A 12,846-nucleotide genomic window follows, 5' to 3' on the forward strand; every position below is an offset into this window, starting at 1 on the left:
GCGCCTTAACGGCCCTGCGGGGTTGCGCGCGGCGTCGCGGCGGGGGCCGCGGCCGGAGCGGGCGTACCGGCGGCAGGTGCGGGCGCGCCGGCCTGCTGACGACGGGCGGCGTTCGCGTACACGAGCTGACGATATTGCTGGAGCAGTTCGACGGTCTGCTGCTGCGGCTGCCAGTTCGCCGGCGGCGCGATCGGCACGCTCGGGGTAGTGCGATCGATCTCGGCGATGATGTCGCGGGTGACGTCGGTCGCCGGCGGTGCGAACTGGATCGCGTTCGGGGCGAGGACGATGCTGATCTTCTTCGCGGCGACGACGGCGCGCAGCGCGGGATCGTACTTGTTCACGATCTGCTCGAGCGCATAGGCCTGCGCCTTGATCGCCGGACCCTGCGCGGCCTCGATGCCGGGCTGCGCCTTCTGCTGCGCGGCGCGGACCTGGTTGCCGATCGCGCTGTTCGGCGCTTCGGCGGCGGCGGCTTCCGCCTGGCTGACCTGGCCGTCCTTGTTAGTGTCGAGCAGCGTGCGCAGCTGCGTGTTCAGCGCGGTCTGCGCGGCGGCGGCCTGATCCAGCTGCGCCTTGTAGGTGGTCGAGATCTGCTGGTTGGCAGCATCGAACGCCTTTGCGCTGAAGATCGCCGCATCGGCCTGTGCCGTCGCGATCCCGGCGGTCTGCGCCGATGCCGTGCCGGCGAGCAAGGCGACGGAAGCGACGGCGATCGCCGACGCGCAAGTCTTCGTGATGGTCTTCATTAGAACTGCGTCCCTACGTTGAAGGTAATGAGCTTGGGGTCGTCGCCCTTCTGCTTGACCAGCGCCTTGGCGAGATCGATGCGGAGTGGGCCGAAAGGCGAATTCCAGTTGACGCCGACACCGATGCTGACGCGCGGCGTCGCGCTGGAGGCGTAATAGGTTTCCTTGAACGGCGTGATCGGCGTGTCGTAGCCGATGGTGTTGGTCGTGTCGCCGGCGCAGGCGCCGCCTGCCGTCGCCGAATAGCCGATCGAGCAGGTTGTCGGCGCGCCCGCGTTGGTCGCGGCGTTGGTCGGCACGTAATAGATCTGACGGCCCGCCGAGTCGGTGAGCAGCCGCTGGATCGGCAGCACGGTGACGTTGCCGGCCGCATCCGTGATCGTCGGGAAGTCGGCGGTCGGTCGCGGCCGGGTCAGCGCGAACAGGCTGCCCGCCTGGACATAGACCGACGGCCGCAGGCCGAGCTCGCGCGCACCGGCGCCGAGCGGAATCTCCAGTTCGGCGCGGACGAGGTAATAGGCGCGGCCGCCGAGCGCATCGTCGACCAGCTGGTCGCGATCAGTAACCAGCACCTGCTTGCCCGTGGTCGTGTCGGTCGTGTAATATTGGCGCTGCACGCGCGGGCCGATGCCGCGGATGTCGAAACCGCGGAACTGCGGCTCGCCGAGATAGAAGCGGTCGGTGATGCGGATCTTGTCGACGCCCTCGGGCCGTGCGCCCTCGAGCGAGTGGATATAGCCCGCCTCGCCGACCAGCGAGCCGATGAAGCCCGAGCCGACGTTGACGAACTTCGACCCCTCCAGACGGGTGCGAATGTATTTCACGTCGCCGCCGAGGCCCGCGAAGTCCTGGCTGAAGCTGAGACGCTGGCCCGCGGTCGGGCGCAGGCGGCTGTTGAGGCTGTCGTAGATCAGCGAATAGCCGGCCGACGACGTCCAGCGATTGCCGATCGCCTCGCAGAGATAGCGGCCCGCCTTGAGGATGTCGCACCGGCCGCCGGTGTAATAGGTGCTCTGGTCGAGCCCGACTTCATCATAGGACAGGCCGTAACGGCCGGCGAGCGACCAATATTCGGTCAGCGGCACGCCGGTACGGACCTGGAAGCCGGTCGACACCTGCGAATAGGTGGTGCGGCGGTCGGTGCCGATATAGTTGAAGGAGTTGAAATCGCGGCGGAACACGTCAACGCCGATCGCGACGTTCTTGTCGAACAGATAGGGCTCGGTGAAGCCCAGCTCGATCGATTTCGAATAGGTCGAATAGTTGACGCCCGCACGCAGCACCTGCCCCTTGCCGCGGAAGTTGTTCTGCGTGATGTTGGCCTGGATGATGAAGCGTTCGAGGCTGGAATAGCCGACCGACAGCTGCAGTTCGCCGGTACTCTTTTCCTCGAGATTGGTTTCGAGGACGATGCGATCGGGGGCCGAACCGGGGTTCTGCTTGATCTCCATCTTGTCCTGGAAGAACCCGAGGCTGTTGATGCGATCCTGCGAACGCTTAACCTGGAAGCTGTTGAACGCGTCGCCTTCGGCCAGACGGATCTCGCGGCGGACGACCTTGTCCTGCGTCTGCGTGTTGCCGTTGATATCGATCCGCTCGACATAGGTGCGCTGCGCCTGCGCAATGTGGAAATTCATCCCCATCGTCAGCGTTTCGGGATCGCGCTGAAAGTCCGGCGACACGTCGGTGAAGGCATAGCCGAACAGGCCGGCCGATTCGCTCAGCTGGTCGACCGAATCCTCGACCAGCTTGGCGTTGTACCATTCGCCCTTTTTGATCGGCAGCGACGAGGCCAGCTTCTTGTTGTCGAAATCGCGGATCTCGCTGTCGACGGTGACGTCGCCGAATTTGTAGCGCTTACCCTCCTCGACGACATAGGTGATGATGAAGTCGCGCTTGTCCGGCGTCAGTTCGGCGACCGCGCTGGTGACGCGGAAATCGGCATAGCCCTGCGTCAGGTAGAACTGGCGGAGCTTCTGCTGGTCGTAGTTCAGGCGATCCTGATCGTAGGAGGTGTTGGATGAGAGCAGGCGGAACCAGCGCGATTCCTTGGTGACCATCTCGCCGCGCAGCTTGCCGTCGTTGAACACCTCGTTACCGATGATGTTGATCTGACGGACCTTGGACTTCGGTCCCTCGGTAATCTCGAACACCACGTCGACGCGGTTCTGGTCGAGGCTCACCATCTTGGGACTGATGACCGCGGCGAAGCGGCCCTGCCGGCGGTACAGCTCGATGATCCGCGACACGTCCTGGCGGACCGCGGTGCGCGTGAATATCTGACGCGGCGCGAGCTTGATCTCCTTGGTGATCTTGTCGCTCTTGAGCGCCTTGTTCCCTTCGAGGATCACGCGGTTGATGATCGGGTTCTCGCGGATGCGCAGCACGATGTCGCCGGTTTCGACGCCGGAGATCGAGAAATCGACGAACAGGTCCGACGCCTGCAGATCCTTCAGCGCCTGATCGAGCGTTTCCGCGGTATAAGGGATGCCGACACGCAACTTTGTGTAGGACAGGACCGTTTCAGATTCGATGCGCTGCGACCCCTCGACGCGGAGCGTCTTGATCGTGCGCGCCGGGGCGGGCGTCGCGGCCGGCGCCGCGGGCGTCGGAGTCGCGACGGGCGCGGGTGCAGGCGCCCTCTGGGCCAGAGCGGGCACGCCCGACAACATGGTGCCGGCGAGCAGCGCGGCGCCCTTCGCCACGAACATGGAACTCTTCATCGCTGTCACTCAACCCACCCCAAATACGTCAGGATACCCAATATGCACCGGGAGACGCAGAAACCTGCCCTGCCCCAACCCGGTCAGCCGATCAACCCGGCCAGCCGCTGCCACAGGCCCACGGCGCTCAAATCGTTGAAGGTCACGACCAGCATCAGCGTCAGCACGAGCGCCAGTCCGCCGCGAAACGCCCATTCCTGCACTCTGGGTTCAAGGGGGCGGCGGCGTATCGCCTCGATCGCATAGAAGAACAAATGGCCGCCATCCAGCATCGGTACTGGCAGCAGATTGATGAACCCCAGATTGATCGACAGCATCGCGACCAGCCAGACGAAGGCGGACAGGCCCAGCGCCATCTGCTCGCCGCTGATCTTGGCGATGCGGATCGGCCCGCCAAGTTCGTCGATCGAACGCCGGCCGCTGATGATCTGGCCGAGCGTTTCCAGCGTGCCTGCGATGATCTCGCCGGTCATGCGCACGCCCGCGGCCGGGGCGGCGGCAAGGCCGACCGGCTCGAGCACGGGATCGCCGCTGCCGATGCCGATGCGGCCGATGCGATAGTCATTGCCGAAGCGGTCGCGCTGGCGGATCACCCCGAATTCAAGCGGACGATCGCAGGCGGCGCCGCCGCGTTCGATACGGACCGTCGCCTGCTGGCCCGGCCGGATCAGCGCATAGCGTGCGATGTCGGAGAAGGTCTCAATCCCGCGGCCGTCGATGGCGACGATGCGGTCGCCCGGTTGCAGGCCGGCCTTCGCGCCCGGTCCGCTCGCAATCACCGTGCCGACCACCGCCGGCGTGCGATCGACGCCATAGGTATGCGCGAAGCCGGCGAGGATGAGGACGGCGAGAGTCAGGTTGATCGCCGGGCCGGCGCCGACAATAATCGCCCGCTGCCACAGCGGCTTGGCCTGGAAGGTCTGCGCGCGCTCGGCGGCAGGCAGCGCCAGCCACGCCGCGTCGGGCTGGCTCGCCGGATTCATGTCGCCAGCGAAGCGAACATAGCCGCCCAGCGGCAGCCAGCCGAATTTCCAGCGGGTGCCGCGGCGGTCGGTGAAGCCCGCGATCTCGCGACCGAAGCCGATAGAGAAGGCCTCGGCCTTCACGCCGAACAGCCGGCCGGCCAGATAATGGCCCATTTCGTGGATGAAGACGAGCGGGCCGATCGCGCAAAGGAACGCGAGGATGGCCATCGGAACGCCGGGGGACTGGATCAAGCTACGCAATCCTTCACGCGTGGACCTTTACACGCCCCTGAGCACGTCCCTGTACTTGTTTGTCCGCCATTCGTCGCGCCTCCCCGTCGATGAAGAGGACCGCCTCCAGCGTGTCCGGAGCCGGCGGATCGTAACGCTCCAGCGTATCGGCGACGATTGCGGCAATTTCGAGGAAGCCGATCCGCCGCGCGAGAAAGGCCGCGACCGCGACCTCGTTGGCGGCATTGAGGATCGCCGGACGCGCGCCGCCCGCCTCCAGCGCGGTACGGGCGAGCGCCAGCGCGGGGAAGCGGACGGGGTCGCAGGCCTCGAAATCGAGACGGCCGATCCCGACGAGATCGAGCGGCGCCATCGGCGTCGCCATCCGGTCGGGCCAAGCGAGCGTATGCGCGATCGGCACGCGCATGTCCGACGGGCCGAGCTGCGCGAGCATCGACCCGTCGACGTAATCGACCATAGAATGGATCACCGACTGGCGATGGAGCACGACCTCGATCCGGTCGTGCGCGACCGGGAACAGGCGCGCGGCCTCGATCAGTTCGAGCCCCTTGTTCATCATCGTCGCGCTGTCGATGCTGATCTTCGCGCCCATCGACCAATTGGGATGCGCGACCGCCTGTTCGACGGTGACGTCCGCCATACGATCGAGCGACCAGTCGCGGAACGGACCGCCGCTGGCGGTGAGGATGATGCGGCGGACGCCCTCGGGCCGGACGAAGTCGAAACATTGGTAGATCGCGTTATGCTCGCTGTCCGCGGGCAGCAGCGTCGCGCCGGAGCGGGCAGCGGCGGCGAGGATGACCTCGCCCGCGGACACGAGCGGTTCCTTGTTGGCGATGACGACGGTGCCGCCATGTTCGATCGCCGCCATCACCGGCCTCAGCCCGGCGCATCCGACGATCGCGCCCATCGTCCAGTCGGCGCCGGCGGCGGCATCGCAGATCGCCTGCGCGCCGCCCGTCGCCTGGGTCGACGTGCCGGCGAGCGCCTCACGCAGGGCGGGCAGGCAGCTTTCGTCGGCGACGACGGCGATTTCAGCGCGGGTGCGGATCGCTGCCGAGGCAAGGCTCGCGACATCGCAATTGGCGGTGAGCGCACGGACGCGGAACCGGTCCGGCTCGCGTTCAACGAGATCGAGGGTGGAGGTACCAACCGATCCGGTCGCGCCCAATATGGTGACGGTTTTCATGTCAGAATGCCAGCGGCACGACGACGAGCAGCGCGGCGAGAGGCAGCACGGGCACCAGCCCGTCGAGCCGGTCGAGGACGCCGCCATGGCCGGGAATGACGCTGCCCGAATCCTTGACGCCGGCGCGGCGCTTCAACCAGCTCTCGTACAGGTCGCCGCCCTGCGCGACGATCGCGAGCAGCGGCGTCGCAGCCACGAAGCGCAACGGCAGGAGGTAGAAGGTTTGCATCAGCAGCGCGACCAGCGTCGCCACCACGATGCCGCCGATCAGGCCGGCCCAGGTCTTGTTGGGGCTGATCGTCGGCGCAAGCTTGGGACCGCCGATGCCGCGGCCGGCGAAATAGGCGCCGATATCCGTCGCCCAGACGATCGCCAGCGCCCAAAGCGCGTTGCGGATGCCGTCGGGCTCATGCCGGATCAACAGCAACGCATAGATCGGCAAGCCGCAATAGAGCACGCCGAGGCCGAGCTGCGGCCGGCGGGTGACGATGGTGAGGAAGAAGAACGCGCCGACCAGCAGGCCGAGCGCGAAGAAGTTGGGCCCCGCGGCGATCGGGCACATGATCGCGAGCGGCACGAACAGCACGTATTGGCCGAGGCGCTTGGTTTTGGGTTCGGCAAGGTGGAGTTCGCTCCATTCCGCCATCATGAACACGCCCGCGGTCACCGCGAGCAGCCAAAAGGGGAAGCCGCCGAACGCAAGCGCGACCAGTGCCAGCGCGATAAGGCCAAGGCCGGTCAGCGTGCGGGTCGCAAGCTCCGACGGCCGTTTGGCCGGAGGCGTGTCGCTCACAGGCCGCCGTAGCGCCGCTGGCGCTGGCCGAACGCGGCGATCGCGTCGGCAAGCGTATCGCCTGTGAAATCGGGCCAGAGCGTGTCGATGAACAGCAGTTCGGCATAGGCCGCCTGCCAGAGCAGGAAGTTGGACAGCCGCTGCTCGCCCGACGAGCGGATGACGAGGTCGAGCGGCGGCAGGTCGGCGGTGTCGAGCTCCGCCTCGATGCTGCCGGCGGTGATCGCGGCGGGGTCGATCTCGCCCGCCGCGGCGCGGGCCGCGAGGCGCTGCGCGGCCGCGACCAGCTCGGCGTGCGAACCGTAATTGAGCGCGATCACCAGGATCGGCCCGGTGTTGGCCGCGGTCTTTGCCACCGCATCATCGACGAGGGCGACAAGATCGGGCGCGAAGCAACGATAGTCGCCGATCACGCGCAGGCGGACGTTTTCCTCGACCAATTCGGCAAGGTCGCTGCGGATAAAGAGCCGGAGCAGCCCCATCAGCGCGCCGACCTCGTCCTCCGGCCGGCGCCAGTTCTCCGAGGAAAAGGCATAGAGCGTCAGCGCCTCAACCCCCAGCGCGCGCGCGGCGCGGGTGACGCGGCGCACAGCCTCGACGCCGGCCTTGTGACCGGCGACGCGCGGCAGCATCCGCGCCTTCGCCCAGCGCCCGTTGCCATCCATGATGATGGCGACGTGCCGCGGCACCGGCCCCGTATCAGGGACCGCGACGAGGGACGCGGCAGAGGACGCCGATGGGCTCACTTACCCAGGATTTCCTTTTCCTTCGCCGCGGCGGCCGCATCGAGATCGGCGACGGTGGCGTCGGTCAGCTTCTGCACCTCGGTTTCGTGGCGCTTGCGCTCGTCCTCGCTGATGACGCCCTTCTTCTCGTCGGTCTTCAGGCTGTCCATGCCGTCTCGGCGCACGTTGCGCACCGCGATGCGCGACGCCTCGGCATATTTGCCGGCGAGCTTGGCGAGCTCCTTGCGGCGCTCCTCGGTCAAGTCGGGGATCGGCAGGCGCAGCGTCTGGCCGTCGTTGATCGGGTTGAGGCCGAGGCCCGCCGAACGGATCGCCTTTTCGACGGGCCCGACGTTCGACTTGTCCCAGACCTGCACCGACAGCATGCGCGGTTCCGGCACCGAGACGGTGGCGACCTGCACCAGCGGCATGTGGCTGCCGTAGACCTCGACCGTCACCGGATCGAGCAAGGCGGTGGAGGCGCGGCCGGTGCGCAGGCCGTTTAGGTCGTGCTTCAGCGATTCGACGGCGCCGGCCATGCGGCGTTCGAGGTCGGCCTTGTCATAGGCTGCCATGATCTACTCCTGTTCGCTCTGGACGATCGTCGAGACACCATCACCGCCGAGGACCGCGGCGAAATTGCCGTGCTCCCGGATGTTGAAGACGACGATCGGAATATTGTTGTCGCGGCACAATGCGATCGCGCTGGCGTCCATGACCTTGAGGTCGTCAGACAGCACGGTCGAATAGCTCACGGTATCGTAACGGGTCGCGGTCGGCACCTTCTTGGGATCGGCATCGTAGACGCCGTCGACCGAGGTGCCCTTGAACAGGGCATCGCACTTCATCTCGGCGGCGCGGAGCGCGGCACCGGAATCGGTGGTGAAGAACGGGCTGCCGACGCCGGCGGCGAAGATCACCACGCGCCCCTTTTCGAGGTGACGCTCGGCACGGCGGCGGATGAAGGGTTCGCAGACCGACTGCATCGGGATCGCCGACTGGACGCGCGTATCGACGCCGATCTGCTCCAGCGCATTCTGCACCGCGAGGGCGTTCATCACGGTCGCGAGCATGCCCATGTAATCGGCGGTCGCGCGCTCGATGCCCTTGGCGGCAGCGGACAGACCACGGAAGATGTTGCCGCCACCGACGACGACGCACAGTTCGTAACCCTGGTCGCGCACGCCCGCAATCTCCTGCGCGACGCGCGCGGTGATCTCCGGATCGATGGCGAGGCCGCCTTCTCCCATCAGCACTTCGCCGGAGAGTTTGAGCAGGATACGTTTGAAGCGGGGGCCGGCGGTCATGGGGTCCTGACGGTAAGGGAAAGCGGCGCGGACCTTAGGGCGCGCGCACCGCAGGAGCAACCTCGACTGGACGCGTCGACGCGCGGTGCACGGGAATTTGTCGGGGCATGCACCGGACATGCACCCGGTGCCGCCCCGGAGCCCGTCCGGGGCGGCAGGGGTCGGGGGAGCAAATACGCCCCCTTGCCTTACTTCTGGGCGACGCCCGAAGCGGCCGCGACTTCGGCGGCGAAGTCCGACGCTTCCTTTTCGATGCCCTCGCCGAGCTGGAAGCGGACATAGTCGACCAGCTTGATCGTGGCGCCGGCGTCCTTGCCCGCCTTGGCGACGACGTCGCTGATCTTGGTCTTGCCGTCCATCACGAACAGCTGGCTGACCAGCGCGTGCTCCTTGCGGTACTTGGCGATGCCGCCCTCAACCATCTTGGCGATGATGTCGGCGGGCTTGCCCGATTCGGACGCCTTTTCGGTCGCGATCGCGCGCTCGCGCTCGATCTCCGCCTCGTCGAGGTCCTCCTCGTTCAGTGCCTTCGGGAAGGCCGCGGCGATGTGCATCGCCAGCTGCTTGCCGAGACCCTGCAGCACCTCGTCCGACGCGTCCGATTCAAGCGCGACGAGCACGCCGATCTTGCCGAGGCCTGGCGATGCCTGGTTGTGGACGTAGGACACGACTGCGCCCTTGGTCACTTCGAGGCGCTTGGCGCGACGCAGCGACTGGTTCTCGCCGATCGTCGCGATGTTGTTGGTCAGCACGTCGGCGACGCTGGTGCCCGACGGCATCGTCTCGGCCTTCAGCGCCTCGACGTCGCCACCAGTGGCGAGCGCAATCTGCGTCACTTCGCGGACGAACTGCTGGAACTGGTCGTTCTTCGCGACGAAGTCGGTTTCTGAGTTCACCTCGACCGCTGCACCCTTGGTGCCCGCGGTGGCGACACCGACGAGCCCCTCGGCCGCGGTGCGGCTGGACTTCTTCTGCGCGGCGGCCAGACCCTTGGTGCGCAACCAGTCCAGGGCGGCGTCCATGTCGCCGGCGGCCTCGTTCAGCGCCTTCTTGCAATCCATCATGCCCGCGCCGCTTTTCTCGCGCAGGTCCTTGACCATCGCTGCGGTAACTTCAGCCATGTGCGTAATCCTTTTACTCGAATGTGATTGCGGGCGAGGAAGGGCATAGCCGCCCTACCCCGCCCGCATGACGTTTCAACGACGGGCGTTACGCGTCGATCTGACGCTCGGCTTCGGCGCCTGCGCCCTCGACGTTGGTCGCGGCCTGAGCTTCGGGCTCGGCAGCCGGCGTAGGAACGGTCAGCGCCTCCTCGTCCGGCGCGACGTCCTGCGCACCCAGATCGACGCCACGGCGCGACTGCTGCTCCTGGTTGCCGCGGGTCGCCGCGATGGCGATTGCTTCGCAATACAGGCGGATGGCGCGGCTGGCGTCGTCGTTCGCGGGGACCGGGAAGGCGATGCCGTCAGGCGACACGTTCGAATCGAGGATCGCGACGACGGGGATGCCGAGCGTGTTGGCTTCCTTGATCGCCAGCTCTTCCTTGTTCGCGTCGATCACGAACATGACGTCGGGCACGCCGCCCATGTCGCGGATGCCGCCGAGGCTGAGTTCGAGCTTGTCCTTCTCACGGGTCAGCTGCAGCACTTCCTTCTTGGTCAGGCCGTGCGTGTCGCCCGACAGCTGCTCCTCGAGGCTCTTGAGGCGCTTGATCGAGTTGCTGATCGTCTTCCAGTTGGTGAGCATGCCGCCCAGCCAGCGGTGGTTGACGAAATGCTGGCCCGAACGGCGCGCCGCATCGGCGACGGCATCCTGCGCCTGGCGCTTGGTGCCGACGAACAGCACCTTGCCGCCACCGGCTACCGACGACGAGACGAACTCGAGCGCGCGGGCGAAGAGGGGAACGGTCTGCGACAGGTCGAGGATGTGAACGCCGTTACGATCGCCGAAAATGTAAGGCTTCATCTTCGGGTTCCAGCGGTGCGTCTGGTGGCCGAAGTGCGCACCAGTCTCGATGAGCTGCTGCATGGTGACGACGGGTGCCGCCATAGGATAATTCCTTCCGGTTGAGCCTCTGGGAAGCGGATGACGTCGCACCTTGCGGAGCGGCGCACCGGGCTATGATGCTTCCCATGCGGGGTTGAGGGGCGCGCCATTAGCCGAACGGTCGCGCAAAGGCAAGAGTCCGGATCCCGCTTGACAGCGAGAACACATGTGGAACATACAGCGGTCAGACAGTGGACGCGAACGGTCCGGTTCTGGTTAAGACACTGTAAAGTGTCCAAAACGGAAGAATCCGGCGCAGGTGCGGAACTCACTGACAAATCATTGGTTTAGTGAGTTATCCACAGGTTGCTCGCTAACCTGACCGGGAGTTGGTTCGATGGTTGCAGCATTCAGTGTTCTGGTGTTCGTCGGTGCGTTTCTCGCTGCCGTGGGCGTAATCGCTATTACGGTTGCGCCGCAATGGCGGCGGATCGTTAGCCTCGCGTCGGGCAATACCGAACCCGCTTTCGCTCCCCTCTCGCACCTAGCCTCCGCCGAGCGCCGCATCGCCGTCAGGCGCTGGGCGTCGGCTCCGATCCCCGCGGCCGTTCGCCGGTTGCGCGCAGCCGCTTGACCCGCGCGTAGCTGGCGATGCTGAAGGGAATAGTGACGAGGTAGCCGACGCAGATCGCGCTGAGCGTATGCCACGGTGCCGATACCAGCGCCGCACCGAGCAAGACGACGCCTGCGATCGCTTCGAACCGGACCGTGCGACGCAGTTTGAGCGACGTCCATGAGAAGGTGGCGACGCTCGACACCATCAGCATCGCGATGAACGCAACCCATGGCGCGACCAGCCATGGCGAGGCGAAAAACGGATGGTCGGTCCAGAACCAGAAGTACATCGGCAGCATCGCGAGGCCTGCACCCGCAGGCGCGGGGACGCCGGTAAGGAAGCCGGCGGATTTGTGCGGCTGATCGGTTTCGTCGATCTTAGCGTTGAAGCGCGCGAGGCGGAGTGCGCAGAAGACGGCGAGGATCAGACTACTGATCCAGCCCAATCGCGGCAGGGCGGCGAGCGACCATAGATACATGATGAGCGCCGGCGCGACCCCGAAGGAGATGGCGTCGGACAGCGAATCGAGCTCCGCACCGAACCGGCTCTCTCCGTGCAGCAGGCGAGCGATACGGCCGTCGAGGCCGTCGAGCACGCCCGCGACCATGATCATTGCCACCGCGCTCTGCCATTCGCCGCCGATCGCGAAGCGGACGCCGCTGAGGCCGGAGCACAGGGCCAGCGCGGTGACCGCATTGGGGGCGACGGCGCGCAGCGGCAGACCGCGCGGGCGGCGTGGCAGGCGGCGGCGGGGGGAGACGCTCAGGTCGCGCTGGTCCATTACTGGGCGATACCGGTGACGGGCACGCCGCCGACGCGGCCGATCACCGTCTCGCCGGCGATGGAGCGCTGGCCGAGCGTCACCTGCGGGATGATGTCGTCGGGCAGGAACACGTCGACGCGGCTGCCGAAGCGGATCAGGCCGACGCGCTGGCCGGTTGCGACCATGTCACCCGGCTTGACGAAGGGCACGATGCGGCGCGCGACGAGGCCGGCGATCTGCGTGAAGCCGATGCGGCGGCCGTCCCTCCCCTCGACGACGATATGCTGTCGCTCGTTCTCGTCGGATGCCTTGTCGAGATCGGCGTTGAGGAACTTGCCGCTGATGTAGACGACCTGGCGGATCGTCCCGGCGATCGGCGTGCGGTTGATGTGGACGTCGAACACCGACATGAAGATCGAGACGCGGGTCAACGGCGCATCGCCGAGGTCGCCGATCAGTTCGCGGGGCACCGGCACCTTCTGGATCATCGTGACGAGCCCGTCGGCGGGCGCGATGATGAGACCATCGCCGACCAGCGTGGTGCGGATGGGATCGCGGAAGAAGGTGAGCACCCAGACGACGACCGCGAGCAGCGGCCAGAACAGCACCTTGGTGATGATCGTCGCGATCAGGGTGACGCCCAGCGCTATGGCCGCATATTTATGGCCTTCAGGGTGGACGGACGGGAAACGCCACTTGACCGTCGTCGTCGGCAGCGGCGTGTGGGGGGGCTTTTCGAGCGATGGCATAACCACGGGGTGTACCCGTGTCGTTCATG

General features: G+C 66.4%; 12 protein-coding genes. All 12 read right to left on the bottom strand.

The window, feature by feature from the left end; genetic code table 11:
- Positions 1-5: 5 nt before the first annotated feature.
- Positions 6-749 (bottom strand): OmpH family outer membrane protein, encoded by a 744-nt coding sequence (locus tag AC1RTO_RS07045; RefSeq protein WP_493160120.1) that lies wholly within the window; start codon positions 747-749, stop codon positions 6-8.
- Positions 749-3,472 (bottom strand): outer membrane protein assembly factor BamA, encoded by a 2,724-nt coding sequence (bamA, locus tag AC1RTO_RS07050; protein ID WP_493160121.1) that lies wholly within the window; start codon positions 3,470-3,472, stop codon positions 749-751. The genes AC1RTO_RS07045 and bamA overlap by 1 nt, the downstream gene beginning before the upstream one ends.
- A gap of 83 nt (positions 3,473-3,555) precedes the next feature.
- Complete coding sequence (rseP, locus tag AC1RTO_RS07055) at positions 3,556-4,689, bottom strand: RIP metalloprotease RseP (RefSeq protein ID WP_493160122.1); 1,134 nt, start codon at positions 4,687-4,689, stop codon at positions 3,556-3,558.
- A gap of 13 nt (positions 4,690-4,702) precedes the next feature.
- Entirely contained in the window at positions 4,703-5,878 is a 1,176-nt protein-coding gene (gene dxr / locus AC1RTO_RS07060) for a 1-deoxy-D-xylulose-5-phosphate reductoisomerase (RefSeq protein ID WP_493160123.1), read from the bottom strand.
- 1 nt (position 5,879) lies between these two features.
- A complete protein-coding gene (locus AC1RTO_RS07065; protein ID WP_493160124.1) occupies positions 5,880-6,671 on the bottom strand; it encodes a phosphatidate cytidylyltransferase in 792 nt (263 codons plus the stop codon).
- Entirely contained in the window at positions 6,668-7,360 is a 693-nt protein-coding gene (locus AC1RTO_RS07070) for an isoprenyl transferase (protein ID WP_493160125.1), read from the bottom strand. The genes AC1RTO_RS07065 and AC1RTO_RS07070 overlap by 4 nt, the downstream gene beginning before the upstream one ends.
- Positions 7,361-7,413: 53 nt before the next feature.
- Complete coding sequence (gene frr / locus AC1RTO_RS07075; protein WP_293875675.1) at positions 7,414-7,971, bottom strand: ribosome recycling factor; 558 nt, start codon at positions 7,969-7,971, stop codon at positions 7,414-7,416.
- Positions 7,972-7,974: 3 nt separating this feature from the next.
- The gene (gene pyrH / locus AC1RTO_RS07080; RefSeq protein ID WP_293875677.1) at positions 7,975-8,703 is read right to left on the bottom strand and encodes a UMP kinase; all 729 of its coding nucleotides are present in this window, start codon (positions 8,701-8,703) and stop codon (positions 7,975-7,977) included.
- Between the two features lie 188 nt (positions 8,704-8,891).
- Positions 8,892-9,824: a translation elongation factor Ts gene (gene tsf, locus AC1RTO_RS07085; protein ID WP_493160126.1), complete on the bottom strand. Its 933-nt coding sequence runs from the start codon at positions 9,822-9,824 to the stop codon at positions 8,892-8,894.
- Between the two features lie 88 nt (positions 9,825-9,912).
- Complete coding sequence (rpsB, locus tag AC1RTO_RS07090) at positions 9,913-10,752, bottom strand: 30S ribosomal protein S2 (RefSeq protein ID WP_493160127.1); 840 nt, start codon at positions 10,750-10,752, stop codon at positions 9,913-9,915.
- A gap of 509 nt (positions 10,753-11,261) precedes the next feature.
- Positions 11,262-12,086, bottom strand: a complete 825-nt coding sequence (locus AC1RTO_RS07095; protein WP_493160128.1) for a CDP-alcohol phosphatidyltransferase family protein — start codon at positions 12,084-12,086, stop codon at positions 11,262-11,264.
- The gene (locus AC1RTO_RS07100; RefSeq protein ID WP_493160129.1) at positions 12,086-12,817 is read right to left on the bottom strand and encodes a phosphatidylserine decarboxylase; all 732 of its coding nucleotides are present in this window, start codon (positions 12,815-12,817) and stop codon (positions 12,086-12,088) included. The genes AC1RTO_RS07095 and AC1RTO_RS07100 overlap by 1 nt, the downstream gene beginning before the upstream one ends.
- Positions 12,818-12,846 lie beyond the last annotated feature (29 nt).

It is taken from the genome of Sphingomonas sp. GW821-FHT10F09 (assembly GCF_058809195.1).

What these genes read in the sequence shown, in the direction of transcription:
- AC1RTO_RS07045 (WP_493160120.1), bottom strand. Translation starts at nt 749, where the DNA reads ATGAAGACCATCACGAAGACTTGCGCGTCGGCGATCGCCGTCGCTTCC.
- bamA (WP_493160121.1), bottom strand. Translation starts at nt 3,472, where the DNA reads ATGAAGAGTTCCATGTTCGTGGCGAAGGGCGCCGCGCTGCTCGCCGGC.
- dxr (WP_493160123.1), bottom strand. Translation starts at nt 5,878, where the DNA reads ATGAAAACCGTCACCATATTGGGCGCGACCGGATCGGTTGGTACCTCC.
- frr (WP_293875675.1), bottom strand. Translation starts at nt 7,971, where the DNA reads ATGGCAGCCTATGACAAGGCCGACCTCGAACGCCGCATGGCCGGCGCC.
- pyrH (WP_293875677.1), bottom strand. Translation starts at nt 8,703, where the DNA reads ATGACCGCCGGCCCCCGCTTCAAACGTATCCTGCTCAAACTCTCCGGC.
- tsf (WP_493160126.1), bottom strand. Translation starts at nt 9,824, where the DNA reads ATGGCTGAAGTTACCGCAGCGATGGTCAAGGACCTGCGCGAGAAAAGC.
- rpsB (WP_493160127.1), bottom strand. Translation starts at nt 10,752, where the DNA reads ATGGCGGCACCCGTCGTCACCATGCAGCAGCTCATCGAGACTGGTGCG.
- AC1RTO_RS07095 (WP_493160128.1), bottom strand. Translation starts at nt 12,086, where the DNA reads ATGGACCAGCGCGACCTGAGCGTCTCCCCCCGCCGCCGCCTGCCACGC.
- AC1RTO_RS07100 (WP_493160129.1), bottom strand. Translation starts at nt 12,817, where the DNA reads ATGCCATCGCTCGAAAAGCCCCCCCACACGCCGCTGCCGACGACGACG.